This is a genomic window from Bacteroidota bacterium (assembly GCA_016699695.1).
In the GTDB taxonomy this organism is placed as follows: Bacteria; Bacteroidota; Bacteroidia; order Bacteroidales; family UBA10428; genus UBA10428.
Genome location: CP065006.1, coordinates 2,524,919 through 2,551,747 on the forward strand (window position 1 = coordinate 2,524,919; position 26,829 = coordinate 2,551,747).

The following is a 26,829-nucleotide window of genomic DNA, read 5'->3' on the forward strand; positions in this document are numbered from 1 at the left end:
TAACGATATTTCATTTGATTGGGTATGCATTTGTTGAAATTTTTAATTTCTTTTAAATGCCTAAACCCGGTTCAAACTTGCTATCCTTTAAATAGAATAAACCAATAACCTCCTAAAAAGTTTCTTTCGAAGAAAAAAATTGCTGCCGTTTAGGTAGTATATGTTTTTAATAATTCAGCCATTTCAGATTGCATGTTTTGTGCTTCTCTGGCAGAAGCCTCTGCAAATTGCTCACCCTTACCGGCGAATAAAATGGAACGAGAGGCATTGACAATTAATCCGCAATTATTTGTCATGCCATATTTGGCTACTTCCTGAAGCGAACCACCCTGGGCCCCGACACCCGGAACAAGCAAAAAATTATTGGGTGCATATTCCCTGATGTGTGAGAGCATAGAGGCTTTGGTAGCTCCTACCACAAACATTAAATTTTCAGGGGTACCCCAGTTGCTGGATTTCTTAATAACTTCGGTAAAAAGCGGAATGTTCTCGCGGTTGCTGAAGTATTGAAAATCAGCCGCACTTTCGTTCGAAGTGAGTGCAAGCAGAATGACAAATTTGTTCTTGAATGCCAGAAATGGTTTTACGGAATCGGCACCCATGTATGGTGCTACGGTAACTGAATCGAAGGGCATTTGCTTAAAAAAAGCTTCGGCATACATACCCGATGTATTTCCGATATCGCCACGTTTGGCATCGGCAATCAGAAAAATTTCGGGATAATGAGTTTTAATGTAGTTGGCAGTAAGTTCCAGATCAATCCATCCTTCGGCTCCCCGCGATTCATAAAAGGCAGTGTTGGGTTTGTATGCAATGGAATAGGGAGCAGTGGCATCGATAATGGCCTTGTTAAACTCAAAAACAGGTCTTTTGTGCGATAAAAGCTGTGTGGGTATTTTTTCAAGATCGCTGTCGAGGCCAACACACAAAAAGCTTTGTTTTTTTTTAATCTGTTCAACCAGATGTTTTAAGTCCATAGTTGCCTGTTTTGAGTTTACAATCTCCTTGGTTCAAAATAAACTGTTTCTGTAGAAGTTTTTTTTCTTTCAATGGTTAATTTCTGCTTAAGCCATACCACTTTCCTTAAGGCGCTCGGAGTTTTCAGCCATCTGCAATTTGTCGATTATTTCCTGAATGTCGCCATTAACAACCGCTTGAAGGTTATAAAGCGTTAGGTTAATTCGGTGGTCGGTTACCCTTCCTTGAGGATAATTATAGGTTCTGATTTTTGCCGAACGGTCGCCGGTCGATACCAGAGTTTTCCGCTTGGCAGCTATTTCATCCATACGTTTTTGATACTCGAGGTTATAAAGCCGGGTGCGGAGTTCTTTCATGGCCTTTTCGAGGTTTTTAAGCTTCGATTTCTGGTCCTGGCAGGTTACAACAACACCAGTTGGAATGTGTGTCAGACGAATGGCTGAATAAGTGGTGTTAACAGATTGGCCGCCAGGTCCTGACGAACAATATTCGTCGCGCTTGATGTCTTCGTTTTTTAGTTCGATATCAAACTCATCTGCTTCGGGCAAAGCGGCCACAGTAGCTGCCGAAGTGTGAATGCGTCCCTGGGTTTCGGTTTGCGGAACCCTTTGTACCCTGTGCACTCCCGATTCGTATTTGAGTGTGCCATAAACCTTCAGCCCTGAAACATTGAGTATAATCTCTTTATAGCCGCCGGATGTACCCTCGCTAAAGCTAATTACTTCTGATTTCCAACCTTTCGATTCGCAGTATTTGTTGTACATACGCAATAAATCGCCGGCAAAAATACTGGCCTCATCACCTCCTGTGCCTGCCCTTATTTCGAGCGTAACATTGCGCGAGTCTTCCGGGTCAGATGGAAGCAGTAGTATTTTAATTTCTTCCTCAATAGGTTCTACCTGTTGTTGCAAAGCTTCGAGTTCGGCTTTGGCCATTTCACGCATTTCTTCATCCTTTTCGGAATTTAATATCTCGCGTGCATCGGCTATATTACTCAACAGATTTTCGAATTTTTTGTACGCCTCAATAATCGGTTCAAGGTCTTTATATTCTTTATTGAGTTTGACATAGCGTTGCATGTCTGAAACAATATCAGGTTGGGTAATTAAATCGCCAACCTCAATAAAACGTTGATTAATTCCTCTAAGTTTTTCTAAAATAAAATTCTCGCTCATTTTTCCTGTTTTGGAAATTATTGGTTTGTATTCGCTAAAATAAAAAAGAGCGATAACAGCCATGCTGCTTCACTCTTCCACAATATCGCAAAGGCACTAATATTCAAAAGTGCCAAATTCGCTGCTAATGGTTAGTTTTTTTTCTGTTGCCGCTTCCACACGCCCAACTATTTGCGCATCTACCTGAAAAGACTTAGAAATGTCGATTACACTTTGGGCATATTGTTCAGGTAAGTAGATCTCGAAACGATGCCCCATGTTGTATACTTCGTACATCTCCGACCAGTCGGTGCCGGATTGTTTTTGTAACATTCTGAATAGCGGTGGTACTTCAAACATATTATCCTTGATGATGTGCAGCTTGTCTACAAATTTTAACACTTTCGTTTGCGCACCGCCGGAGCAATGAATCATTCCGTGTATATGAGGTCTTAATTTTTCAAGTACCAATTTGATAATTGGTGCATAGGTGCGGGTAGGAGAGAGTACCAATTGTCCGGCATCGACTCCTAAGCTGGGTATGTCATCTGTCAAATCGAATTTTCCAGTATACACAAGCGATTGGGGCAACAGGTCGTCGTAACTTTCGGGGTATTTCAGTGCCAGATGGTTTTTAAACATATCGTGACGGGCCGAAGTAAGTCCGTTGCTGCCAATACCGCCGTTGTATTGTTTTTCATAGGAGGCTTGTCCGAAAGAAGAAAGCCCTACAATCACATCTCCTGGCTGTATATTGTTTACAACCACATCTTTCCGTGGCATACGGCAAGCGACTGTTGAATCGACAATGATGGTGCGCACAAGGTCTCCTACGTCGGCTGTTTCGCCTCCGGTAAGGTGCAGGTGTACACCATGTTTGGCCAGTTCTTTAATCAGTTCGTCATAACCCTTTAAGATGTGCATAATTACAGAGCCGGGTATTTTTAGCTTATTACGGCCTATGGTCGATGAAAGTAAAATGTTGTTGGTGGCACCTACGCACAAAAGATCGTCGAGGTTCATGATTACCGAATCGTGGGCAATTCCTTTCCAGACCGAAAAGTCGCTCGTTTCGCGCCAATAAATATAGGCTAAAGATGATTTTGTTCCGGCCCCATCGGCATGCATCACAATACAATAATCGGGATCGTTGGTAAGGTAGTCGGGCAGAATTTTGCAGAAAGCATTGGGGTACAAACCGCTGTCTATGTCAGCAATGGCCGAATGCACATCTTCTTTTTGTGTCGAAACTCCTCTGCTGCCGTAACGTTCTGCTTTGCTCATACCTTTGGTTTATTTCTGGTGCAAAAATAATAAAACTTATTGACTCACGGAACTGATTTGTGGCCACCACTATGGTGGTGGCCTGCAAACTCCTGTTGAAGGGGATTTCAACAAAAAACCACCTTAAAACTTAAGGTGGTAATTTGGTTTTGTATGTTGTTTTGTGGTTATGCTTGTTTGACCTGATCGAGAAACTCCCGCCGGTATTCCGGTTCTTTAAATTTGCCATGAAAGCTACTGGTATAGGTCGAGCTGTCCTGGTCTTTTATTCCACGCAGGGTAACACACATATGGTCGGCTGTTATCACCACTGCTACATCTTCGGTTTGAAGAGCTTTTTTAAGTTCTTCGGCTATTTGCACAGTCAGGCGTTCCTGCACCTGTGGCCTGCGGCTGAAGAAATCGACAATACGGTTAATTTTCGATAATCCAATTACTTTACCGTTCGAAATGTAAGCTACATGGGCTTTGCCTATGATTGGAACGAAGTGATGTTCGCAATACGAATGTACCTTCACGTTTTTCTCAATCAGCATTTCGTTGTAATTGTAACTGTTGTCGAATAATGTGACACTCGGTTTGTTGGCAGGGTTTAACCCGCTAAAAACTTCGTTGACATACATTTTCGCTACTCTTTTGGGTGTGTCGCGCAAACTCTCGTCTTCCAGGTCAAGACCCAATAGTCGCATAATCTCGGCAAAGTGATTTGATATCAGATTGATGCGGGTTTCAGTATCTTGCATCTCTGTGTCGAGATGTAAATCGTTTCGGTCGAGTTTGGGTTCGTCAGAAGGGGAGATAATCTTTAAAAATTCGCGCGAGCGTATCGATTCGGTATTTTCTGCATATACCGTGGTTTTATTTTGTGCATTCATGGTGTGTACTGTTTAGTAAGCGTAATCTTGTAATTTCTCCATCAACTTTTTGCGGGTAAAAAAGATGCGACTTTTCACTGTGCCAATCTTAAGGTCGAGCTCATCTGCAATTTCTTTGTATTTAAAACCTTGGGTGTGCATTAAAAAAGGGATACGAAATTCGTCTTCCAATTCGCTGATGGCTTTGTTTATCTCCTTGGCTGATATTTCGCTTTCGGGCGTTTCGGAACGGCTTTCGCGGTTCAGGTTAAGGTAGAACAAATCGTCGGTGTTGTCAAAAGTGGTGTTTGCTTTCGATGCCCTGCGGTAATTGTTGATGAAGGTGTTCTTCATGATGGTAAAGGTCCATGCCTTCAGGTTGGTATTGTCGATGTATTTATCGCGGTATGAAATTGCTTTAGCAAAGGTTTCCTGCAGCAAATCTTTGGCATCTTCTTTATTCGAAGTAAGGCTTAGAGCAAAACGCTGCAAGTTGTCGCTCAGGCTTGTCAATTGATAATTAAATTCTATGGCTGTCATGGCTGTATGTTTTAATTAAATTGTTTAACGAAGGTATGAAACGATTAAACACAATGCAAATCTGTTTCGTTTTTTGACCCTGAATTCTAACTCAATTAAATTTTATGTATACATATAATCACCACAAAAACAATCAATTATAGATTAGAATTCTAAATAGCTAAAAAATCTTAAAATGTTTAACGTAAAATGCTAAACATTAAACAATATATTTCAGAAGGATTAAACAAAACTAAACGGATGCACTGTAAAAAACAGTGAATGAATAGTTTAATTGCAAGAAACTAAGAAGGAGGTATTAGGCGCTGAGTTTATCAATTATCTTAATGAAGTCATTTACGGATGCCACTACTTTTATGTTCTTCGGACTTTTCTTGAGACTTTGGGCCTGATGTCCGGTAAAGAAGATGGTGGTATCTTTAAACTCCTTTGCCAATTCCTGGGAGTATTCCTGAAGTTCGTCCTCTTCCATGGAGCCTACCACAGAGGTTACCAGGTAATCGGTTGGTTTTAATTTTTGCATCGAAACCAGGCTGCTAAGTGGCAACATAGCGCCAAGGTAAATAACCCTGTGACCTCTTTTACGGAGCAGGTAACTTAAAAAAAGTAATCCAAGTTCGTGGAGTTCCTTCTCTGGAAGATAGAGGATAAAGGTTTTTGATACCGGCGAATAGTTAGGCACCACACTGTCAATAGCTACAATAAATTTTTGGCGTACAAGGTTGGAAATAAAATGCTCCTGGGCAGGTGTGATGGTGCCTGCCTGCCACATAACTCCCATTCGCTTAAAGAAGGGATAGAGTAATTGCAAAACCATCTGCTCAAATCCCATTTGTATGGTTGCTCGCGAAAGCAGCTTCTCGAAAAGGCTTTCGTCCATATCAATCATGGCAATGTAAAGGCTTTCGATCTGACTATCCTGGTCGGTAGGGTTTTCGGTAAGCTTTAAAACCAAACTGGCAATTTCTTCGCCAGATAATTCGGCTATCTTCGAAATTTTTAAGCCATGCCTGTTTAATATCGAAATATTTAAGATTTTTTTGAGTTCCAGGTCACAATAAGAACGGATGTTGGTGGAGGTTCGGTCAGGTTCAATCATCCCGTAACGTTTTTCCCAAATTCTGATGGTATGGGCTTTAATACCCGAAAGTCGCTCAAGATCTTTAATGGAATAGGTACCCATGGACAGTAATTGTAATTTTGTTATTGTCTATAACAAATCGTATTGACGATAGTTTAATGTATTGTTAAATAATTTTATTCGATGTTTAAACAAACTTGAGTTAAAGTTTGCGTATAATGCTGATTCCATCTCGCAGAGGAAGCATTAGAACCTCCACCCTTGCATCGGTAACTAACTTCTGGTTGAAATCCATGATGGCTTTTGTGTCGGCATCAGGGTTCAGATCTGCGTTTAATACCTTGCCATCCCAAAGTACATTGTCGACAAGTATTGTTGAGCCGCTTCGTGTTTTTTCGAGGCAAAGTTCAAAATACTGCAAGTACTCCTGCTTGTTGGCATCGATAAATACCAGATCGTATATTTCATCGAGTTTCGGAATAATTTCCAGGGCATTACCAGTAATCAGGGTGATGTTGGACTCAAGTCCCGCTTTTTTAAAGTACTTTTTTGGTATGCGGACAATTTCATCGTTGCATTCGATGGTATGAAGGTGTCCGCCATTTTTTAATCCTCTTGCCAGACAAATGGTGGAGTAGCCGGTGTAGGTGCCTATTTCAAGTATGCGCAAAGGTTGAATCATTCTGCTGATATACTCAAGAAGCTTTCCTTGAAGGTGTCCTGATAACATTCGAGGGTTAATAGCTTTCAGGTGGGTCTCGCGGCTGAGTTCTTTAAGCAGCGGATCCTCCTGACTACTATGCTGGACTAGGTAATCTTCCAAAGGCCTATTTACTATCATGCGCTTATTATTTAAATACCAACACCGAAAGATTTTTTTCGTCGAAAATTTCGTTGGCTACTTCCATAATCTGAGAGGCTGTGATCTGCTCTATTTTTTTACATACTTCTTCCAGTTCGTCTACCTTATTATATACCAGCAGACTTTTTGCGATGGAAAGCATCTGGTTTTCGTTGTTTTCGGCCGACATGGCTATTTGGCCGATCAATTGGCGCTTGGTTCTTTGCAGTTGGTTTGGACCAAGGCATTTGTTGCGTAAGGCTGCCAGTTCGCGATGTGTCAGTGCCAGGCTTTTTTTTAAATCTTTTTCATCGGTGCCAAAATAAATGCTCACAATGCCTGTGTCGGAATAGGTTGTGTAATTGGCTTCGACATTATAGGCATAGCCTCTTTTTTCGCGCAGACTCAGGTTGAGTTTCGAATTTAGTCCTGGTCCACCTAGGTAATTGTTTAAAAGGTGTAGTATCAGCCTTTTTTCGTCGTTAAAACTATAAGCCGGCCCTCCTACAATGCAATGGGTTTGGTGAGTATCTTTATCAACCTGCAAAAATGAAGCTTGATAGTTTTTAACCTGAAATTCACTTCTTGGGTTGGTGGCAGCGCGGGTTGGGATATCGGAAAAATGTTTTTCGAAATAATGCTTGACTTTTTTAAAATCAAGCTTTCCAACAGAGGCAATCACCATTTGTTGGGTTGAGTAGTTTTGCTGATAGAATTTTAAAATGTCATTACGGGTAATGCTTTGCATACTTTCGGCTGATCCAAGTATGTTGTTGGCCATGGGATGTCCTTTGTAAACCAATTCTTCAAAATCGTCGAAAATCAGTTCGAGAGGCGAATCCTTGTAGGAGTTAATTTCGTCAATTACTACTTCTTTTTCTTTAATGATTTCCTTCTCCGGAAAAACGGAGTTGAATACGATGTCGCGAAGCAGTTCGAAAGCCCTTGAATAATAATTATTGAAAAAACTGGTGTGGATGCAGGTTTCTTCTTTGGTGGTAAATGCATTCAGCTCACCACCCACATCTTCCATGCAGCTGAGAATATGATAGGCTTTACGTTTACGTGTTCCTTTAAATATAAGGTGTTCGATTAGGTGGGTAATCCCAAACTCCGAATCCTTTTCGTCGCGCGAACCGGTATTAATCATCAATCCACAATGTGCTACCGGCGAATCGGTTTGCTTGTGAATGAGTTTTATGCCATTTCCCAATTCATATATGCTACCCTCCATAGTCCCTTATTTTATAGGCTACAAATGTATAAATTCCAAGTCATTTTCTGCTTCAAGCTAAACGCTTGATATTCAAGGTAAAATACTTGATTCGTTGCTTACTTTCTACTTAACCTACAAAAATGAAGCTTGTGTTTTTGTAGATTCATTTTTTTATTTACATTTGCACCGCTGTTTTAGCAAGGTACCATAGCTCAGTTGGTAGAGCACAGGACTGAAAATCCTGGTGTCCCTGGTTCGATCCCGGGTGGTACCACAAACAAAACCTCCTCAATCAGGAGGTTTTTTTGTTTCCATCAGTTTGTATCCGGACTGCCAGGCTTCAGTGTAAAGGGCAGCGGTAAGATTTCACATTCTCATTACCTCAAACTGAATTCGGCTATGCTTCAGTTTTCTTCATCCCTGAATGTGCTGTTCACACTTTTTAATTGCAATCACTTTTGGTTAACTTTGTGTTAATTGCCTTTACGTTTGCCAAGGCAACAGACTTATTCTATTATCTTGCAAAAAAACTTTCATTTTGTTAAACAAGGCACTTTCTTGCGAAGCCCTATTAAAAGATTGGTTCAAGGAGCATCCCAGGGTACTTGTGGCGCTTTCTGGTGGGGTCGATTCCTGCCTGTTAAGTTACCTGGCCAGAAAATATTGCGGCAAGCAAAATGCAGTGGCGCTTATTGGGGTTTCTCCTAGTTTAAAACAACGCGAACTCGAAAATGCAAAGCATTTTTGCAATAATCACGATATTGTTTTGCAGGAAATCTTTCCTGATGAGCTATCCGATCCTAATTATGCCGCCAACCCGGTTAACCGATGTTACTTCTGCAAGCATGCACTCTTTACTACCATGCATTCCGTAAGGCAGTATCAATACCCTGATTTTGAGTTGATAAATGGTAGCAACCTGAACGATTTGGGTGATTTTCGGCCAGGATTAGCTGCAGCTCAGGAGTTGCAGGCCTTAAGTCCACTAATTTTGTGTGGTTTCGATAAAGAATCAATCCGTATTCTCGCTCAGCATTACCAATTAGAGGTTTGGGACAAACCAGCCAGTCCTTGTTTAAGCAGTCGCTTCCCTTATGGCGAATCCATTACCGTAGAGAAGTTAAAGATGGTGGAAAAGGCTGAAGATTTATTGTTGGACAAGGGTTTTAGCTCGGTGCGTGTTCGCTATATCCAATCCGCAGCCAGAATTGAGGTGCCGCTTAGCGAACTCGAAAAATTGAATTTGTTGAAGACTGAACTGCAGGATTCTTTCAAGTCCATTGGCTTTTATCATCTCGAAATCGACCAGGAAGGACTTGTTTCGGGTAAGCTGAACAAAGAAATTAATCGATTGTAAATAATTTTTCCTACAAAAAAGCAAAATCATATTACCTTTCATTCTGAAATAGAAAGAAAGAAATAAGCATGTCTGTTTTGCTTGAATTTGCCATGTTCCCTACCGACAAGGGAGAAAGTGTGAGTACCTATGTAAGCCGTATCATAAAAATGATTGACGAGAGTGGGGAGAGTTATCAACTCACTCCTATGGGTACCATTGTCGAAACTCAAAACCTGCAACAGGCGCTTGAACTTGTACACAAAGCCTATATGCTTCTTGAGCCGGATTGCAAGCGGATTTATTCATCACTTAAGCTCGATATACGTCAGGGACCAGAAGGGCGATTGGCAGGGAAAATACTTTCGATCGAAGAAAAGATAGGGAGTGTAAAAAAGTAAAACCAGTCAAGCTTGGAGCTGACTGGTTTTAACATCACTTAATAACGGGCGTTATTAAGTGCCTCATTCCCTTAAGTCGATGTAAAGTTATGAAATAATTGTAAAACCAATGCAAATGAAATGTTAAATTATTTTGTTTTTTTTCAAGCTTCATTTGAGATCAAAGAAATTGAACACATGGCTTAAAACTACAGATTGCGTTGATATGCCTAAATGGCAAAAGTCAAATAAAAACTCAAATCGGATTAAATGCTTACAAGTTTTGCTTTTATTGTATTGTTGGCACTGATGCTGAATTATCTCTTCAGAAAAATCGGTTTGCCGGGACTTATCGGAATGATAATGGCTGGAATTCTTCTAGGACCTTCGGTTCTTAATCTGGTTGACAATCATGTAATCGATCTTTTAGGTGAACTAAAAACCGTGGCACTCATTGTCATTCTAATCCGGGCAGGTCTGGGTATTAATCGTGATACTTTAAATAAGATTGGAAAACCTGCCATTCGTATGAGTTTTATTCCCGGAACCATCGAGGGAACTACAATTATGGTTGTTGCGCATTATTTGCTTGACCTAAGCTGGATCGAAGGCGGATTGCTTGGCTTCATTTTCGCGGCAGTTTCGCCAGCTGTGGTTGTGCCGGCTATGCTCAATTTAAAAGATAACAAATTTGGTAAAAAGAAGGAGATACCGACGCTTATTCTTGCAGGTGCTTCGGTCGATGATGTATTTGCAATAACCATTTTTGGGGTGTTTATTGGACTTGCCAGTGGGAATGCGATCAATGTTCCTTACCTGCTATTTTCGGTGCCGGTTGGAATACTTGCCGGAGCATTAATTGGGGCGGGATTGGGTTATTTGTTAATGCTTTACTTTCGGAAGGTACACATCCGCGATACAAAGAAAGTGATCATTTTCATGGTAGTTTCGATTTTGTTTTATGAGTTTACGGAAACTCCATACATTAAGCAACACATTCAAATAGCTGGATTATTGGGTATTATGGCAATTGGTTTTGTGCTGCTGGAGAAATATTCGTCAGTGGCAGGTCGTTTAGCTATTAAATTTGATAAAGTATGGGTTTTGGCAGAAATTCTTCTGTTTGTTTACATTGGTACCCAGATCGAAATCGCGGCATTAAAAAGTAAGTTGTTGCTTTCGGGATTAATCATACTTCTGGTGGGTTTATTGTTCAGAGGCTTTGGCGTATGGTTGTCGCTACTGGGCTCGAAGCTGAATGGTAAAGAAAAACTCTTCTGCATGATAGCCTATATACCAAAGGCTACGGTACAGGCTGCAATTGGAGCGGTACCTCTTTCACTAATTCAGTCAGGCACTATCACTAGTATTTCCGAAACAAACGGACAGGCAATTCTTGCCCTTGCTGTGCTAAGTATTGTAATAACCGCTCCACTGGGGGCTGTCGGAATTAATTATTACGGGCCACGCCTATTAAGTAAGGATTAAAAAACCCGGTTCATGAAAGAAATGAACCGGGTTTTTCTGGATTTCTATTCCTTATTATTTGATGGATAGCAGGACAATGTCGAAAACGGTATTGATTTTTACTTTATCATCGATTACCTGAACTTCCATGCCTGAATAGTGATCGGTAAGCATGCTTCCTTCAGCAAACACTCCGTTTATTGGTAGGGTTTTCTCTCCTTTATTCAGATCGAGTCCGACAAGCACTTTATCCTGAAGCGATGCAGAACTATATTCACGCAAAAATATTAGAGGTTTTGAAGAAATTGTGGTGTGAATTCCAGCCCCAACCGCCGGGTGAGCCTGGCGAAATCGACCCAGTTTTTGCCAATGCATCAGCACATCCTGAATCTTATATCCGTTTCTTTCGAGGTTACTCTCAAGTTCGTCCCAGTTCATAAACGATCGAAGATTGGCATCGCCTTCTTCTCCTTCCACTATTAGCTTTCGAGCAGTTTCGTCGCCATAATATACTTGCACAGCTCCGGGAGTAAGCATAAGTTTGGTGCCTGCTACAATAGGATTTTTTCTTTCTTTATCAAAGCTATGCCAATCGTCGTGGGAGCTAATGTAGTTCATTACCCAGTTGCCGTCCATGCATTTCAGGTAATTGGAATATACTGTAAACAGTTCATTGTAGCTTCTGTGGGCATCGCCCTTAAAGCTAAAATTGATAAGGCTGTTAAACCCATAATCGAAATAGTTTACCACAGTGTCGCTGAAAAAGTAGTTATTTGCCGACTGGATGTTGTAGCCATATACTTCCCCAACGATATAAAATTCAGTGTTGTCCAGCACTTTTGTTGGGTTTGCTTCTTTCCATTCTTCAAAGGCTTTAAGCGCTTCTGTATTTAATGCTTGCCAAACCGATTCTTCCACATGTTTTACGGTATCAATTCTAAATCCATCGATACCATACTTTCGAATAAAATCGGTAAGCCATTTTATAAAATAGTAACGGGGGGTTCTGGGATAGCCAGTTTTGCTAAAGAATGAATCCAGCGAAGCCATTTCAGATTCGAGTCGGCCTTCGGCTTTCCATTTTTCTTTTAAAAACAGAGGCACTTCAACTTCCTCATTGCTCTCGGTTTTTATATCTGGTAAATTCTCCACAAGGGTGCATGTGATTGTCGACTCATAATCCTGGTAACTGCACTGGGGCGAGGTACGCACCCATTCGTCGGGCCATACCGGATCTATGCTTGTGACCGGACCTGTTTGATTGATTACAACATCGAGCACGATACGAATCCCTTTTGCATGAGCTGTTTCTACAAGCTTTTTAAAGTCCTCTTCCGATCCAAAATTGGGCTCGAAGGCAGTCCAGTCTTTTGCCCAATATCCATGATAACCATAAGTGTTTCCATGTCCTTCATCTACCGCACCGTGAATTTGTTCTACCACTGGTGTAAGCCAAATGGCATCAATACCCAGGTTTGTAAAATAATTCTCTTCCAGTTTCTGAATGATGCCTTTAATATCGCCCCCCATGAAACCTCTTGTAGGTTTGGTTTCGGCGGTTCTTCCGAAATTCAGATCATTCAGTGTATCGCCATTCGAAAAACGGTCGGTAAGCAAAAAATAGACGGTGGCATTTTCCCAAATAAATTCCTTGCCCGAAGCATTGTCGGCTTTGCTGGTGCAACGGATTGAAAAAAATGCTGTAGTTACTAAAAGATAAATGATTATGACATTCTTCATTGGGTTAAAAATATTTGTTTTTACTATATGGCTTCTTTTTTCTCACAAACTCAACTGAAAGAAGCTGCTATATTGTGATTCTCTATTTTTCCGGAAAGCCATTTGCAAATGTAAAACAATCGATATAGCGCCACAAATATTTTATTTCATTGGCAGGTTTATCGATTCACAATACAGCTTTTTAAGTATCAAGGCGAATTTTTAAGTGGATATGGTTAAAAACAAAAAAGAGGAGAGAATGGTTTTTCTCTCCTCTTCAGCTACCAGCCCTAAGTTTGAAGCTTAATTAGCAATTTGTGTTACTTTTCGATTGAAAGTGCGTACACTTCCGGTTTATACAAAATGTAAGGTAGAAAAATACATATACCCAGGTCAAGTGCATTTTGACGAATTCATCTGTTTGAGCGGAAGAATACGTTGATCTAAAGGATAGATCAACGATTTGCCACATGCCAAACGTTAGATACGAAGCGAAAATTCAAAATAAAAATTACTTCTCCTTTAATCAATTGTTCCTCTTTTTTGTTATTTTCTTGGTAAGCTATTCTACTGATAAAGATCAGCTTGGAAAAAGCGATATGCTGTGCGAAGATTAGTTTCAATTTCTTACTTTTATTAAAAATAAGCACCAATGAAATCATGCTGAATGGTTGCCTTGTTTTATTATTAAGAGCAATCTTCTTTTGGTTTTTAAATTCATTCTGAACCAGACTTGAAGGAAATTTGAAGGGAAACGGATAAATACTTAAACTATAAATTCATGGAAACTATTAACCAGTATATTGAGAAAAACAAGCAACGATTTATCGATGAACTATTTAAGTTTATAGAACTTCCTTCGGTTAGTTCCAAAAAGGATAATAAGGATATAATGTACAAAACGGCTGCTCATGTAGCTGATTCGTTGTTGAAAGCAGGTGCCGACAAAGCCGAAATACACGATACGGATGGTTGGCCAGTTGTTTTTGGGCAAAAAATTGTGAATGAAAAACTACCTACAGTGCTGGTTTACGGGCATTACGATGTTCAACCTGCTGAGCCTCTCGAACTCTGGGAATCGCCGCCTTTTAAACCTGAAATCCGGAACGAAAAAATTTATGCCCGTGGAGCCGATGACGACAAAGGTCAGCTTTTTATGCATGTAAAGGCCTTTGAATATATGGTGAGTGAAAACAAACTACCCTGTAACATCAAATTTTTAATCGAAGGTGAAGAAGAAGTTGGATCTTCTTCGCTCGAATCGTTTTGTGTGAAGAATAAGGAAATATTAAAGGCCGATGTGATTCTTGTTTCCGACACCTCTATGCTTTCACTGTCTAATCCCTCCATAACCACAGGTTTGCGGGGGTTAGCTTATTTCGAAGTGGAACTTACAGGACAGAACCGCGATTTGCATTCAGGACTTTATGGAGGTTCGGTAAAAAATCCCTGTATGGTTTTATGCAGCATCATCGACAAACTCATCGACCAAAATGGTGTGATTACCATTCCGGGTTTTTACGATGATATTTTAAAACTCTCAGCAGAAGAACGCAAGCAGTTGAATGCTGCGCCTTTTAGTGAGAAGGATTTTTTTAATTCCATAGGGCTAAAAGAGGGCTTTGGTGAAAAAGATTATTCGGTAATCGAACGCCTTGGGGCTCGTCCTACTTGCGATGTAAATGGAATTTGGGGCGGACATACCGCTGAAGGTGCAAAAACAGTATTGCCGGCCAAGGCGTTTGCTAAGATCAGTATGCGTCTGGTTCCAAACCAAACTCCAGCACGCGTGGTCGAACAGTTTAAAACCTATCTGAATAAGATTATTCCTGACGGGTTTACAATTAAAGTAGAATACCTGCATGGCGGCACTCCCTACTTGCTCCCGTTTGAAAGCAAAGAGCTGGATGCTGCAAAAAAGGCTATTCAGAAAACATTTGGAAAGATTCCCTTTCCAGTGCGCAGTGGGGGTAGTATTCCGGTGATATCAACTTTCGAAAAGGTGTTAGGCATTAAATCCGTGCTGCTTGGTTTTGGACTTGAAACGGATGCTATTCATGCCCCGAATGAGAATTATCCTTTAGCCAATTTTTACAAGGGCATTGAAACTATCCCATGGTTTTACCATTACTATGCCTTCTGATAGTATTTTTACCTTGAACGGCAGGATCGCAATCCTGCCGGTTTTGTTTTCTTGATGCTTGTGAACAAGCCCTAATGAGTCGAATAGAGAATTGTTCAGATTCTCATTATATTTGTATCAAACCAATTTGCAGATATCCAATGGCACAGATAAGATTTTTTGCCCTTCAGGAGGCTCAAAGCCGCAAACACGTGCACATCGAGTACCCTACCAAAAAAACCTCTGATTATTTTGGTATCAATGTATTCGATAAGAAAAAAATGCAGGAATATCTCTCAGAGGCAGCCTTTCAGGGAGTAATGGATTCTATTATCGAAGGAGTTCGGATTGATCGAAAGTTGGCTGAACAGGTTGCCGTTGGAATGAAAGCATGGGCACTAGACATGGGGGCTACTTACTATACCCATTGGTTCAGTCCATTAACGGATGGTACAGCCGAAAAGCACGATGCTTTTATCCAATTTAATAATTCTGGTGGTGTGATGGAAAGCTTCTCGGGAAGTCTTTTGGCTCAGCAAGAACCTGATGCCAGTAGTTTTCCGAGCGGAGGTATACGTAATACTTTTGAGGCCCGCGGGTATACTGCCTGGGATCCTTCCTCGCCAGCATTTATTCTCGATCGGACACTTTGTATCCCTACTATTTTTGTTTCTTACACAGGCGAAGCACTCGACCACAAAACGCCTTTACTAAAAGCCTTGTCGGCTGTAGATAAGGCAGCTACGGCAATTTGTGAGTATTTCGATAAAAACGTTAGCAAAGTCTTTTCTACCTTGGGTTGGGAGCAGGAATACTTTTTAATCGATGAGGCCCTTTTTAATGCCAGGCCCGACCTGGTAGCCTGCGACCGAACCCTTGTTGGGCATCAAGCACCAAAAGATCAGCAACTCGACGATCAGTATTTCAGCTCAATTCCCGAAAGAGTAAGTTCTTTTATGCGTGAACTGGAAATAGAAGGTTATAAGCTCGGTATTCCAATAAAAACAAGGCATAATGAAGTAGCTCCGAATCAATACGAACTGGCACCTATTTTTGAAGAATGTAACCTGGCTGTCGATCATAACATGCTTCTAATGGATATTATGAAGAAAATAGCCAGAAGACATAATTTCAGAGTGATTTTTCATGAAAAACCTTTCAAAGGAGTGAATGGAAGTGGAAAGCACAACAACTGGTCATTGATGACTGATACCGGCGTGAACCTGCTTTCTCCGGGTGCTAAACCAAAAACCAATATGCAATTCTTAAGTTTTTTGGTATGTACACTGAATGCAGTTTATAAACACCAGGACCTGCTAAGGGCCTCAATTGTATCGGCTGGAAATGCTCATCGGCTGGGTGCCAACGAAGCTCCACCACTCATCATGTCGGCCTTTGTTGGAAAGCAAATCAGCGAAATGCTCGATGACCTGGAGACAAGAGTGACCAATAAGAAAATGACGCCGGACGAAAAAACAGAAATTAAACTCGATGTAGGAAAGATTCCAGAGATTTTATTGGATAATACCGACCGAAACCGTACTTCGCCTTTTGCATTTACAGGAAACCGTTTCGAGTTTAGGGCGGTGGGTGCTTCGGCGAATTCTGCAGCTGCTATGACTGTGCTCAATACAGCGGTAGCGCAGGAACTAAAGGAGTTTGCGCGCGATGTGAATAAATTGATCGAAAAAGGAGTGAAAAAAGACGAAGCCCTTTTTCAGGTAATTCGTGAGTTTATTATCAAATCAAAAAAAATACGTTTCGAAGGGAATAGTTACAGCGAAGAATGGCATAAAGAAGCTGCAAAAAGAAAACTTACCAATATCAGCAACATAGTGGAGGCACTTGATGCTTATCTTGCGCCAGAATCTATCAAATTATTTACTTCGAATAAAATTTTTACAGAGAAAGAATTACGTGCCCGCACCGAAGTGCGTTACGAAAATTATTTGAAACGGATTCAAATCGAATCGCGCGTGCTGGCAAATATTGCCATTAATCAAATTGTTCCCACGGCCATTGCCTACCAAACAACGCTTATTGAAAATGTAAAAGGCTTAAAAGAAATTTTTGGAGATGAGTTTAAATCTATCGCCAGTGGAAGGCTTGAAATGATCAGACAGATTTCGGAACATACCACTACCATTAAAGTCAAAGTGAACGAGATGACCGAGGCAAGGAAAAGGGCCAATTCTATTGAGAATGTCCGCGAGAGAGCGCATGATTATTCAATAACCATTACACCATACCTCGAAGAAATTCGTTACCAGATCGATCGACTTGAACGCATAGTCGACAATGAAATGTGGCCTTTGCCAAAATACAGCGAGATGCTATTTACTCGGTGAGAATTTGCTTGAGGCTTTTAATCAGCAGCTTCCTTTGTTTTTGATTTGTTTAAATAATAGAAAGCTTAAGCAAAAAATGGGAAATTGTCGATTTGGATTGAAATATTAATGTGGGCTATAAAGAAACTACCTGCCTTTTTTAAAAGGCAGGTAGTGTATAATAATTGAATCGATTAAGCATTTAGTATTTGAAGAGCCTCATCATTGAGTGCTTCTGTCATAAATGGTAAGCCAGTTACTTCTGCTGTTTCCCGGTTAGCGCTTATAAGGTCGCTTCGTTTGATTTCGTTCAGCCTGAATTTCCTCGCCCCTGCCATAAACTGTTGCAAGCCACCGGCAAGCTTGTCGGCATAACCGCACATGGCAACAGCTCCAAAAGGAATATTCTTCATTTCGTCTACTCCAACTTTGTTTTTTACCCATTCCCATTCCGAAAAAATCTCTTCAGGATATTTACCATATTCGGTAACTGTAGGTGGAAGACTCTCCCAGTGGCCGCTCAATTCTGCTTTCCGATCAGGATTTAGCACTGCTTCGATGTTACTACCCAGAAAACCTGCTATCATAGGGGCACGGCCCAGACAAACCAGTTTCGTATAAGGGGCTCCGAGAGCAAGCGCTTTAAAAATATGATCCTCACGGGCAAACCCTCCGGCAAAGGACAGATCCGGAACTTTTAACCCTCTTTTCTCCAGAATACAAGCATATTCGTATGCTTTCGAGTGGAGTGCAAGAGAAGGAATACCCCAATGCTGCATCATGTTCCAGGGACTCATACCCGTTCCGCCACCTGCACCGTCAATGGTTAGTAGGTCCATTTTGGCTTCAGCAGAAAAGCGCATAGCCATGGCCAGTCCTTCCATACCATAAGCACCTGTTTTAAGTGTAAGCCTTTTATAACCAAGGCTGCGCAGATAGCCCACTGATTTCATAAATTCATCGTGTACTTCTTGTACAGTGTGTGCATGGGTCGAACCTAACCGACTATGTCTGGCAAAGGAAGTTACCGCTCGATTTTTATATTTGGTCATTACCACAGGATCGTATGGATCTGGATCAACAATGTATCCTCTATCTTTTAAAAATTGGGCATATTCAATATCATTTACCTGAATTTCTCCACCAATGTCTTTTGCTCCCTGCCCCCATTTAAGCTCGAGAATAACTTTATTTCCATACTTTTCTATCAGGTACTCGGCTACTCCATTTCGGGTATCTTCAACATTCATTTGTATAATGATAGCACCATAACCGTCGTAATAGCGCATGAAATATTCAATACGTCTTTCGAGTTCGGGGGCACTGGTAATTCGACCATTTTTAATGACCGATTGTTTGTCGACACCTACTACATTTTCGCCGATTACGATGGGTATTCCTGCCAGAGCAGCACCAACAGCAAATGAAGGCCAGTATCGGGCAGCTATAAATGTTGATCCAAGAGCTCCGGTCATGATTGGTATTCGACATTTTGTTACAATCTCTCTTCCGAAAGCAGATTCAACGTTTACATTGGTAAAGGTGCAATCATCAGAATCTGTTGACATTCTCTCTGAAATCCCTGATGATCCATAAGGATATCCTTGAATTCGGATGGCATGATAGCCTAAACCTGTGGCTGTTAAATGATTTGCTCCAGAGGTAGAGTATCCAAATCGTCTAGGATACAACATTTTTCTGCCTTCCAGACATGATAACCATGTTTCACATTTTCCTTTACATGATGAATCGCACAAGGTGCATAATCCAGATTCGCAGGGTACACCTCTGTTTGTTGCGCCCAGAGCATCGTTATTTTTTACCCAATTGATCATAATAGTTTAATGTTTTAGGTGTGCATTTATTTTAAAATCGAAAGCATAATTATACAATAAATCAATGAAAAGCAATTTTTTACTTACAGTTTTTTTTTTGGGCGCAAAATCATGGAATCATTTTATAGTTATAATTTGGTGTTAGTATTCATGGGATTGAGCATTCTTTTCAAGGCATTTTATCTTTTGTTTGCAAAAAAAAAGCCTCCCATTTGGGAGGCTTTTTTCAGTATTGCAATAGCTTCTAAAAGCAAAGTATTAATTTTTAAGTGCGCTCTTTACTGTTTTCACGATGCGCGAGGCTACTTTGTATGGATCTGCATTCGATGCAGGACGACGATCTTCCAGACGACCTTTCCATCCATTTTCAACAGTGCTGATCGGAATACGGATAGAAGCACCACGGTCAGAAACGCCAAAGCTGAAGCGGTCGATCGATTGTGTTTCATGGCGACCGGTAAGTCTTTTTTCATTGTCGGCACCATACACTTCAATATGCTCTTTAATGAATTTTCCAAATTCATTGCAGATTTTAGTGAAAACTTTTTCGTCACCGCAAGTTCTCATCAAGCCGTTTGAGAAGTTGGCATGCATACCCGATCCGTTCCAGTCACCATCTACTGGCTTTGGGTGGAGGTTAACACGTACACCATATTTTTCTCCAACGCGCTCTGCCAGATAACGGCCGATCCATGTCTGGTCGCCGGCGGCTTTCGCACCTTTGGCAAAAATCTGGTATTCCCACTGTCCTTTTAATACTTCAGCATTGATACCTTCGATGTTTAATCCGGCTTCGATGCAAGCATCAAGGTGTTCTTCAACAATGTTGCGGCCTACGTTAAATTCAGCACCTACCGAGCAATAAAATGGTCCTTGTGGGGGAGGATAATAACCTGGAGCAGGGAATCCAAGTGGGGTGTGGTGATCAAGGTCCCACAATACATATTCCTGTTCGAAACCAAACCAGAAATCTTCATCGTTGTCGTCGATGGTAGCACGTCCATTGCTGGAGTGGGGCGATCCATCGGGGTTTAATACTTCAGTCATTACCAAGTAACCGTCTTTACGTTGCGGATCAACGCAGATAAATACAGGTTTCAACAGGCAATCTGAACTGTGACCATCGGCCTGGCCGGTGGATGAACCATCGAACGACCACATTGGGCAATCCTCTAATTTTCCGCTGAAATCAGACACAACCAGGGTCTTGCTCCTCATTGTCTGTGTTGGTTTATAACCATCCAGCCAGATGTACTCTAATTTTGCTTTCATCTCGAACTAATTATAAGTTATAAATTATAAATTTTGATAATCTGCGACAAATATATAACTATTTCTTAAAAAGTAAAAGAAAAATAAGTCTATATATAAAAAAATAATATTTATTTGAATAATATGTGTAATATAGGAAGTATGGGGGTAATAAATAGGGGGGGTATTGTTAAAAAGAATATAATTCGATGGAATTTCTATTTTGAAAGCTTTTTCATTCAGCATCTTTTTTTTACAATTTGGAAATAATATTGGGTTCTTACTTTTATTTGAAATAGACTAAACTTCAATTCTTTGGTTTAAAGTGTAGTTTTATTTCTGGAATTTTTTCGATTCCATAATAAAATCGATCTATTTCGGTTTTTTTACAGATGGTTAATAACAAAGCAGTTATTTTGTTCAAAAACCTTTAAATTTACTCCATCATAAAAAGATTTAAACCTATGAGGTTATTTGCATTGCTCTTTATTTATGGCTTCTTTTTATTAGCGGCAGCGCCTGTCAATGCCCAGAACAAAGCCTATATCAAAGCATATGAGGCATACAATGCCGGTGAGTACAACAAGGCCATCGATTTATTTAAAGAGGCTTATGAGCGCATTACCGATAAAGAAGAGAAATCGAAAATAGTTTTTCACATTGCCGAATGTTACCGTCGCACCAATAATCCGAAACAAGCTGCGCTATGGTACAGCAAGGCAATCTCTAAAGACAACTCAAACCCTATTGCCTACCTGTATTTTGCCGATATGCTTAAAATGAATGGGGATTACGAAGAAGCAAAGGTGCAATACAATGCCTATAAGGAGCTTGTTCCTTCCGACTCAAGAGGTACCGAAGGAATTAAATCCTGCAACATGGCTATCGAGTGGATGGAATACCCCAACGGCTATAATGTAACTGAAATGCGCTTCATTAATTCCAAGTTCAACGATTTTTCACCAGCCTTTTATACTGAAGATTATCGTGGAATAGTTTTTACCTCTTCGAGAGAAGAGGTAACCGGTAAAAAGGATCATGGTGGCACCGGACAAGGATTCACCGATATTTTTGTAACTACACAGGACCGCAAAGGAAAATGGAGCACACCAGTTCCTCTGGGAGCAGAAGTAAATACCGATTTTGAGGAAGGAAGCCCTGTATTAAACAACAACTATTCGGTAATGTATTTTTCACGTTGCCAGGTTAGCAGTAACAAAACTTTAGGTTGCGCAATTTATGAGGCATCATTAAAGAACGAAGAATGGACGAAAGTTAAATCGCTCGAGTTGGCTGACGATAGCGTGCTTATTACCCACCCTGCAATTTCTGCCGATGAATTGTCTCTTTTTTTTGTTTCTGATATGAAGGGAAGTATGGTCGGAGACAATGGCAAACCCAGTACTGATATCTGGATGGTAAGCCGTAGCTCGATAGACGATAAATGGAGTGAACCGGTCAATTTAGGTGAACGCATTAATACCAATGCTACAGAAGCCTTTCCTTATATGCACCCCGATGGTACGCTTTATTTTTCATCCAACGGCCATCCTGGTATGGGGGGGCTGGATATTTTTAAGGCCAAAAAGAGCACAGACGGCAAATGGGAAATAGAAAATATGCGTTATCCCATCAACAGCTCATCAGATGATTTTGGTATCTGTTTCGAACGTGATCGGGAAGCTGGGTACCTGAGTTCGACCCGAAAGGGAAAGGTAGACGATATCTATGCATTTGTCCTGCCTCCTCTGAAATTTTCAATTACCGGAGTTGTAAAAGACGAAAAAACCGATAACCCTATCAATGGCGCTAAGGTTAAATCGATTGGTAGTGATGGACTTACTGTCGAAGCCACTACCTCATCCGATGGTTCGTTCAAGTTTATGCTGAAACCAGCTACCGATTATGTGTTTGTGGCCAAGCAGAATGGATACCTGCAGGGCAAAGAACGAGAAACCACCAAGAATCTGGAAGGTAGTACCGATTTTACTACCGTGATTTATCTGGCTCCTATCGACAAACCAATTACTGTTGAAAACATATTCTTCGACTTTGCAAGTGCCGATTTGCGGCCGGAATCTATGGTCTCGCTTGATAAGCTGGTTGAAACCCTGAATGATAACCCTACCATCATTATCGAGCTAAGCTCCCATACCGACTCACGTGGTAACGATCAGTTTAATCTTGATTTATCGCAACAAAGAGCACAATCGGTAGTGAATTACCTTATCTCGAAAAATATCAAACCAGAACGTCTTGTGGCAAAAGGTTATGGCGAAACTCAACCCAAAGTAGTCGATCGCCGCGATAACGAGGCTTATCCCTTCTTAAACGAAGGCCAGGTAATTACCGATGAACTTATTTCTACTATAAGCGATGAGGATTTGCAGGAAGTAGCTCATTTTCTCAATCGCCGTACCGAGTTTAAGGTTTTGCGTACCGATTTTAAATAGCGGGCATTTTTCTTTCAGCCAGGCTAAAAGGAATAGCTTAAAACAACAAAAAGCTTTTGTGTGTAATCTATTATTCCTTTGTCTGCAAACCTGTTAAGGGTGGTAACCGGATAATGGATTTCGGAATTGAGCACATTCGTGCAACGAAGGTTTAGCATCATATTCTTTACAGGTAAATCGCTGAGAATTATGCCTGCATCCAGAAACCCCGAAGCTTTTGTTTGTTCACCCAGCCAGGTGTTGGTTCTATGATCGTAATCGGAATACATAGCACCGATGGCATTTCCGGTTACATATAATGCAATTTTTGGAGCAAAAGCATAGGATATAGTCATGTATCCACAATAGTCCGGTGAATAGGGAACGGGCACTTTTGTCAGGCCTGGCGTTTCGTTTTCCGAGTTTTGCACTAATCCACTTAAAATAATTGTCATGTTTCTGATGGGTTCTGCTCTTAACGAGAATTCGCCCCCTGTAGTTTTAATCTTTCCTTTGTTCGAAGTATAGTAAACAGTGATGCTGTCAGAGACACCAAGAAAATATTGAGATATGAGGTTGGAAAGATCGTTATAGAAAAGACTGAGTTGTAAAGAGAATTTCTCGAAATAGATGCCAGAGTAGTTTATTTCTAGGGTTTTAATTTCCGAGGGAACTAAAAGAGGAAAATTCGCCAGTGTATCCTGGCTGTCGGAGAAAAGTATATCGGCGAGCTGTCCCATAGGTGGATAGCGTAATGCTTCTCCATAAAGCATTTTTATGGTATGCTTTTCGAAAGGCTTGATAAGAATTGCCAGGCTTGGAATAGTATGGATTTTTTCTTCCTTGTACGAATTTTCATAATGTTCCCTGCCATTGCTTATCAGAGGATCGCCGCCTGAAACTTCGTAATTGTAGGGAACCATATATTGCAACCGTATTCCTGCAACCAGAGTTACAGGCTTGAAGGGTGAATAACTAAGTTGTGTATAACCCGCATAGTCAATCATGCGAGAATCGATTTCCAGCCTCGAAAGATGGTTACCATAAGGAATACCCCAGACGGCTTCCATTTCGGCAGGGTTGGTGGCATGAAAAACATTTCGTTGTACCAATCCGAATGTAATGTCGAGCTGAGGAGTTGGTTGTATGAATGATAACAATTCGAGCTCGTACGCATCGGAATTATATCCAAATGTGAGGTAAGAGTTTTTTTCATTTACAAAATAGTGCGACATGGCACTGGTAGTAAGGTAGCTAAATTTTAGTTTGGCCGATATCAGGTCGTTAAAGCTATGCTGATACGAAGCTCCAAAATTGGTGCTATGTCTTTTCGAGGGCGAATACTCCACGGTCGGTTGCACTAAAAATCCCCCTCGCTCCACCTCGCTGTGCGCCATGTCTATATTCAAACCCTTAAAGGCTGCATTCATATTAAAATATACTTGTTTGTCTTTGAGCATTCCTTCTGTTGTCGATTGTGGATTTAAACCCCAGGCTGAAAGTTTGGAAGGGTCCGACATCATTTTATTGTATGGTACATTCATGCCCTCAGTTTGATATACTGATCCGGTGATGCCGATCTGCAACTCTTCGGCAGTGTGATTGAGTTGAGTGGTGAATTTTTTTGTTTGATTACTACCTATCATGAGGGATGCAATATTTTCAGAATTCGATTCCTGGTCGTCTGTAATAATATTTATGACGCCAAAAAAAGCTCCGCTACCATATAATACCGACATGGGGCCCCGTATAACTTCAATACGGTCAATGGCCTCCACAGGCACTGCAACCTTGGTAAGCAGGTATTCGTTGTAAACACCTTCTACCTGATTTATTCCATTCACTAAAATGATAATGTTGTCTGAACTGGTATATCCCCTTACTCCAATGTTAATCCGGCCTCTCACATGATAATCGTCCCAAAGGTATAGACCTGGCACTTGGTTAAGCACTTCTTTAAGTGTGGTGTACCCGAACTTTTGTATATCCTGGCGTGTAATAATTACCACACTGGCAGGTATGCTTTCAATTTTTTGTTCTTTTTTTCCAGCAGCTTGTACCTTGATTGCAGCCAGGTCGTTAAGCGATAGATCGAATATCTGGCTTAACATGAGGCTGTCTGTATCCTGGCTTTTGCCTGCTGTTTGAATATATAGCAGGATAAGAATCAGAAGCAAATGTTGGAGTTTCATAGCAGAGAGGCTTAATTACTCATAAGTTACAAAATTATTTTGTTTGCCTAATTGGACCTCCGCCTTTTTTAAAATTTTAAATGATCGAATTAATGTTTAGGTTGAAGCATTTATTGATGCAATCAAAATACCGATAGAGTTTTTATTCCGGCCGCTTCAATTACATTTTTTAGAATGTTCTGATGTAGTGGATTTGAAAGGCTATTGGAAAGTATCAGTGTTACATGCTCAGGTTTTTTGTGAAAGATAAAGCGTAAAACCTTATTGATATTGGGTTCGCTAAGAGAGAGGTGGATAGTTCCTTCAGGTGTGATGTATTCCTCAACCTCAAAAATAGAATCATTGAATTGCGGAATCAGCCTTGAGATAATTTCTTTGCATCCTTTTGTTGTAATAATTACTTGTTTCTGCAGGGCGGGTTGCTTTTCAGAGAAGGATTCAGGAAAAACAAGACAATGCCGACGGTGCTTAAAACCTTTATTAAGGAAAAAAATCAACTCAGAGGAGGGAACTGCTGTTTGCGAAAAACTTTTCCACGCAATTTTTTCACCTTTTCGAGTAAAATGACAATAGTACCATTTCAGTTTATCCTGTTTCAGAATAATATCAGGCAATTTTTCTGATTCCATAAAGCGAGGTTTCTATATCAAGGCAACAACGATAAATAAAGTTAAACAATCTGTTGCAGAACTATTCAAATCTGTTGGTTGTTTGAGATTTTAACTGTAACAAATGTTGTATTCTCTGCTGGTTTTTTGTACCTTATCCTAACCTTATAAAACCAAAATACTATGAAAAATAATACAACACACCTTCTGATTCTATTCCTTGCGGTTTTGTTATTTTCAGCTTGTGAAAGAACTGTAAAGGTAGGCTTTTTAATGGATGAGTCGGTTACCGGCAGATGGGCAAAGGACAAGGAATTGTTTACCAGGTATATTCAGGAGCAAGGTGCAGAGGTAATCTGCATGGCTGCAGAAATGGATATGGAGAAGCAGTATCAGCTTGCGCAGGAAATGCTTGATATGGATATTGATGTACTCGTGTTGGTTCCTACCGATATGAACGAGGCTGCCAAAATTGTTTTACTGGCACATAAAAAGGGCATTCGGGTTATTTCCTACGATAGGCTTACCAAAAACTGTGGTCTGGACTATTACATTTCTTTCGACCATGTGAATGTTGGTGAAATACAAGCCGAATACCTTACTTCAGCTTGCCCTAAGGGTAAATATGCCTTGTTGGGGGGCGCACAAAATGACAATAATTCAATGTTACTTCGGCTTGGGCAGTTGAATGTGCTTCAACCTCTTATTGATAAAGGGGATATTCAAATTACCTATGACAATTATGCAAATTCATGGACAATTGAAGAAGGTTACCGGATGATGAAAGAGTGCCTTAAAGTATCGCCTGACGTGACAGCTGTGATTGCTGCGAACGATCGCTTAGCTACAGGGGCAAATCTGGCTCTTGCTGAGTTAAGAAAAGAAAAAAACGTATGCCTGGCGGGCATGGATGCTGATTTGGAAGCGTGCCAGCGGATTATTGCAGGTACCCAAAATATGACGGTATATAAACCCATAGAAGCCATTGCTTTTAAAGCCGCTGAGGTGGCTCTTCAAATAGCCAGCGAAGACAATGCCCCTAACATGAATCTCTCGGTGAATAATGGGTTTAAGCAAGTTCCTTCGATTTTATTGCCTGCTATGGCCGTGAGCCTGGAAACCATTGAACTAACAGTAGTGGCAGATGGATATCTTCAACAAAATAATCTTTGGAAAAAATAAATTCTTGCTTGTTGTGACAAACAAAACACC

The 26,829-nt window shown here is 40.7% G+C and carries 20 protein-coding genes and 1 tRNA gene; 8 read left to right on the forward strand and 13 right to left on the reverse strand.

What is annotated here, in order from left to right:
- Nucleotides 1–149 precede the first annotated feature (149 nt).
- From pyrF to IPM71_10690, 8 genes are all read right to left on the reverse strand, one after another.
- On the reverse strand, nt 150–977 hold the full coding sequence (gene pyrF / locus IPM71_10655) for an orotidine-5'-phosphate decarboxylase (protein ID QQS50057.1): 828 nt from the start codon (nt 975–977) through the stop codon (nt 150–152).
- An 87-nt stretch (nt 978–1,064) separates the two neighbouring features.
- Entirely contained in the window at nt 1,065–2,153 is a 1,089-nt protein-coding gene (prfA, locus tag IPM71_10660; protein QQS50058.1) for a peptide chain release factor 1, read from the reverse strand.
- A gap of 96 nt (nt 2,154–2,249) precedes the next feature.
- The gene (locus IPM71_10665; GenBank protein ID QQS50059.1) at nt 2,250–3,416 is read right to left on the reverse strand and encodes a phosphoribosylformylglycinamidine cyclo-ligase; all 1,167 of its coding nucleotides are present in this window, start codon (nt 3,414–3,416) and stop codon (nt 2,250–2,252) included.
- A gap of 167 nt (nt 3,417–3,583) precedes the next feature.
- Entirely contained in the window at nt 3,584–4,291 is a 708-nt protein-coding gene (gene folE, locus IPM71_10670) for a GTP cyclohydrolase I FolE (protein QQS50060.1), read from the reverse strand.
- 12 nt (nt 4,292–4,303) lie between these two features.
- Nucleotides 4,304–4,810, reverse strand: coding sequence for an RNA polymerase sigma factor (locus IPM71_10675; GenBank protein QQS50061.1), 507 nt, complete (start codon nt 4,808–4,810; stop codon nt 4,304–4,306).
- Nucleotides 4,811–5,108: 298 nt separating this feature from the next.
- The gene (locus IPM71_10680; protein ID QQS50062.1) at nt 5,109–5,993 is read right to left on the reverse strand and encodes a MerR family transcriptional regulator; all 885 of its coding nucleotides are present in this window, start codon (nt 5,991–5,993) and stop codon (nt 5,109–5,111) included.
- 100 nt (nt 5,994–6,093) lie between these two features.
- Nucleotides 6,094–6,732 carry an O-methyltransferase gene (locus IPM71_10685; protein QQS50063.1) on the reverse strand — a complete coding sequence of 213 codons (639 nt, stop codon included), beginning with the start codon at nt 6,730–6,732 and terminating at the stop codon, nt 6,094–6,096.
- A gap of 7 nt (nt 6,733–6,739) precedes the next feature.
- Nucleotides 6,740–7,966 (reverse strand): insulinase family protein, encoded by a 1,227-nt coding sequence (locus tag IPM71_10690; GenBank protein ID QQS50064.1) that lies wholly within the window; start codon nt 7,964–7,966, stop codon nt 6,740–6,742.
- A gap of 183 nt (nt 7,967–8,149) precedes the next feature.
- On the opposite strand from IPM71_10690, the gene IPM71_10695 reads away from it, so the two are divergent.
- The 4 genes from IPM71_10695 to IPM71_10710 all read left to right on the forward strand — a co-directional run bounded on the left by IPM71_10695 (nt 8,150) and on the right by IPM71_10710 (nt 11,152).
- Nucleotides 8,150–8,222 (forward strand) — tRNA-Phe (locus tag IPM71_10695).
- A gap of 261 nt (nt 8,223–8,483) precedes the next feature.
- Nucleotides 8,484–9,305: an ATP-dependent sacrificial sulfur transferase LarE gene (gene larE / locus IPM71_10700; protein QQS52819.1), complete on the forward strand. Its 822-nt coding sequence runs from the start codon at nt 8,484–8,486 to the stop codon at nt 9,303–9,305.
- A 68-nt stretch (nt 9,306–9,373) separates the two neighbouring features.
- A complete protein-coding gene (locus IPM71_10705) occupies nt 9,374–9,685 on the forward strand; it encodes an MTH1187 family thiamine-binding protein (GenBank protein QQS50065.1) in 312 nt (103 codons plus the stop codon).
- Between the two features lie 249 nt (nt 9,686–9,934).
- Nucleotides 9,935–11,152, forward strand: a complete 1,218-nt coding sequence (locus IPM71_10710; protein ID QQS50066.1) for a cation:proton antiporter — start codon at nt 9,935–9,937, stop codon at nt 11,150–11,152.
- A gap of 54 nt (nt 11,153–11,206) precedes the next feature.
- On the opposite strand, the gene IPM71_10715 is transcribed toward IPM71_10710, so the two are convergent.
- Nucleotides 11,207–12,871: an alpha-amylase gene (locus IPM71_10715; protein ID QQS50067.1), complete on the reverse strand. Its 1,665-nt coding sequence runs from the start codon at nt 12,869–12,871 to the stop codon at nt 11,207–11,209.
- 760 nt (nt 12,872–13,631) lie between these two features.
- Between IPM71_10715 and IPM71_10720 the strand changes: the two genes are divergently transcribed.
- Both IPM71_10720 and IPM71_10725 read left to right on the forward strand, forming a co-directional pair.
- Nucleotides 13,632–14,993 carry a dipeptidase gene (locus tag IPM71_10720; GenBank protein ID QQS50068.1) on the forward strand — a complete coding sequence of 454 codons (1,362 nt, stop codon included), beginning with the start codon at nt 13,632–13,634 and terminating at the stop codon, nt 14,991–14,993.
- Between the two features lie 140 nt (nt 14,994–15,133).
- Nucleotides 15,134–17,320, forward strand: coding sequence for a glutamine synthetase III (locus IPM71_10725; GenBank protein QQS50069.1), 2,187 nt, complete (start codon nt 15,134–15,136; stop codon nt 17,318–17,320).
- Between the two features lie 173 nt (nt 17,321–17,493).
- Here the strand turns inward: IPM71_10725 and IPM71_10730 are convergent, their stop codons facing one another.
- Nucleotides 17,494–19,134: an FMN-binding glutamate synthase family protein gene (locus IPM71_10730; GenBank protein QQS50070.1), complete on the reverse strand. Its 1,641-nt coding sequence runs from the start codon at nt 19,132–19,134 to the stop codon at nt 17,494–17,496.
- A 258-nt stretch (nt 19,135–19,392) separates the two neighbouring features.
- Nucleotides 19,393–20,406, reverse strand: a complete 1,014-nt coding sequence (locus IPM71_10735; GenBank protein QQS50071.1) for a glutamine synthetase beta-grasp domain-containing protein — start codon at nt 20,404–20,406, stop codon at nt 19,393–19,395.
- Nucleotides 20,407–20,849: 443 nt separating this feature from the next.
- Between IPM71_10735 and IPM71_10740 the strand changes: the two genes are divergently transcribed.
- Nucleotides 20,850–22,838, forward strand: a complete 1,989-nt coding sequence (locus IPM71_10740; GenBank protein ID QQS50072.1) for an OmpA family protein — start codon at nt 20,850–20,852, stop codon at nt 22,836–22,838.
- A 23-nt stretch (nt 22,839–22,861) separates the two neighbouring features.
- Here the strand turns inward: IPM71_10740 and IPM71_10745 are convergent, their stop codons facing one another.
- Complete coding sequence (locus IPM71_10745; GenBank protein ID QQS50073.1) at nt 22,862–25,009, reverse strand: TonB-dependent receptor; 2,148 nt, start codon at nt 25,007–25,009, stop codon at nt 22,862–22,864.
- A 122-nt stretch (nt 25,010–25,131) separates the two neighbouring features.
- Nucleotides 25,132–25,638 carry a hypothetical protein gene (locus tag IPM71_10750; protein QQS50074.1) on the reverse strand — a complete coding sequence of 169 codons (507 nt, stop codon included), beginning with the start codon at nt 25,636–25,638 and terminating at the stop codon, nt 25,132–25,134.
- A 162-nt stretch (nt 25,639–25,800) separates the two neighbouring features.
- Here IPM71_10750 and IPM71_10755 point away from each other — a divergent pair, with 162 nt between their 5' ends.
- A complete protein-coding gene (locus tag IPM71_10755; protein QQS50075.1) occupies nt 25,801–26,799 on the forward strand; it encodes a substrate-binding domain-containing protein in 999 nt (332 codons plus the stop codon).
- Nucleotides 26,800–26,829: the final 30 nt, after the last annotated feature.

Excerpts from the sequence above, each read along its gene's own strand:
- pyrF (QQS50057.1), bottom strand. The coding sequence starts at position 977 with ATGGACTTAAAACATCTGGTTGAACAGATTAAAAAAAAACAAAGCTTT.
- prfA (QQS50058.1), bottom strand. The coding sequence starts at position 2,153 with ATGAGCGAGAATTTTATTTTAGAAAAACTTAGAGGAATTAATCAACGT.
- IPM71_10665 (QQS50059.1), bottom strand. The coding sequence starts at position 3,416 with ATGAGCAAAGCAGAACGTTACGGCAGCAGAGGAGTTTCGACACAAAAA.
- folE (QQS50060.1), bottom strand. The coding sequence starts at position 4,291 with ATGAATGCACAAAATAAAACCACGGTATATGCAGAAAATACCGAATCG.
- IPM71_10675 (QQS50061.1), bottom strand. The coding sequence starts at position 4,810 with ATGACAGCCATAGAATTTAATTATCAATTGACAAGCCTGAGCGACAAC.
- IPM71_10680 (QQS50062.1), bottom strand. The coding sequence starts at position 5,993 with ATGGGTACCTATTCCATTAAAGATCTTGAGCGACTTTCGGGTATTAAA.
- IPM71_10685 (QQS50063.1), bottom strand. The coding sequence starts at position 6,732 with ATGATAGTAAATAGGCCTTTGGAAGATTACCTAGTCCAGCATAGTAGT.
- IPM71_10690 (QQS50064.1), bottom strand. The coding sequence starts at position 7,966 with ATGGAGGGTAGCATATATGAATTGGGAAATGGCATAAAACTCATTCAC.
- IPM71_10705 (QQS50065.1), top strand. The coding sequence starts at position 9,374 with ATGTCTGTTTTGCTTGAATTTGCCATGTTCCCTACCGACAAGGGAGAA.
- IPM71_10710 (QQS50066.1), top strand. The coding sequence starts at position 9,935 with ATGCTTACAAGTTTTGCTTTTATTGTATTGTTGGCACTGATGCTGAAT.
- IPM71_10715 (QQS50067.1), bottom strand. The coding sequence starts at position 12,871 with ATGAAGAATGTCATAATCATTTATCTTTTAGTAACTACAGCATTTTTT.
- IPM71_10720 (QQS50068.1), top strand. The coding sequence starts at position 13,632 with ATGGAAACTATTAACCAGTATATTGAGAAAAACAAGCAACGATTTATC.
- IPM71_10725 (QQS50069.1), top strand. The coding sequence starts at position 15,134 with ATGGCACAGATAAGATTTTTTGCCCTTCAGGAGGCTCAAAGCCGCAAA.
- IPM71_10730 (QQS50070.1), bottom strand. The coding sequence starts at position 19,134 with ATGATCAATTGGGTAAAAAATAACGATGCTCTGGGCGCAACAAACAGA.
- IPM71_10735 (QQS50071.1), bottom strand. The coding sequence starts at position 20,406 with ATGAAAGCAAAATTAGAGTACATCTGGCTGGATGGTTATAAACCAACA.
- IPM71_10740 (QQS50072.1), top strand. The coding sequence starts at position 20,850 with ATGAGGTTATTTGCATTGCTCTTTATTTATGGCTTCTTTTTATTAGCG.
- IPM71_10745 (QQS50073.1), bottom strand. The coding sequence starts at position 25,009 with ATGAAACTCCAACATTTGCTTCTGATTCTTATCCTGCTATATATTCAA.
- IPM71_10750 (QQS50074.1), bottom strand. The coding sequence starts at position 25,638 with ATGGAATCAGAAAAATTGCCTGATATTATTCTGAAACAGGATAAACTG.
- IPM71_10755 (QQS50075.1), top strand. The coding sequence starts at position 25,801 with ATGAAAAATAATACAACACACCTTCTGATTCTATTCCTTGCGGTTTTG.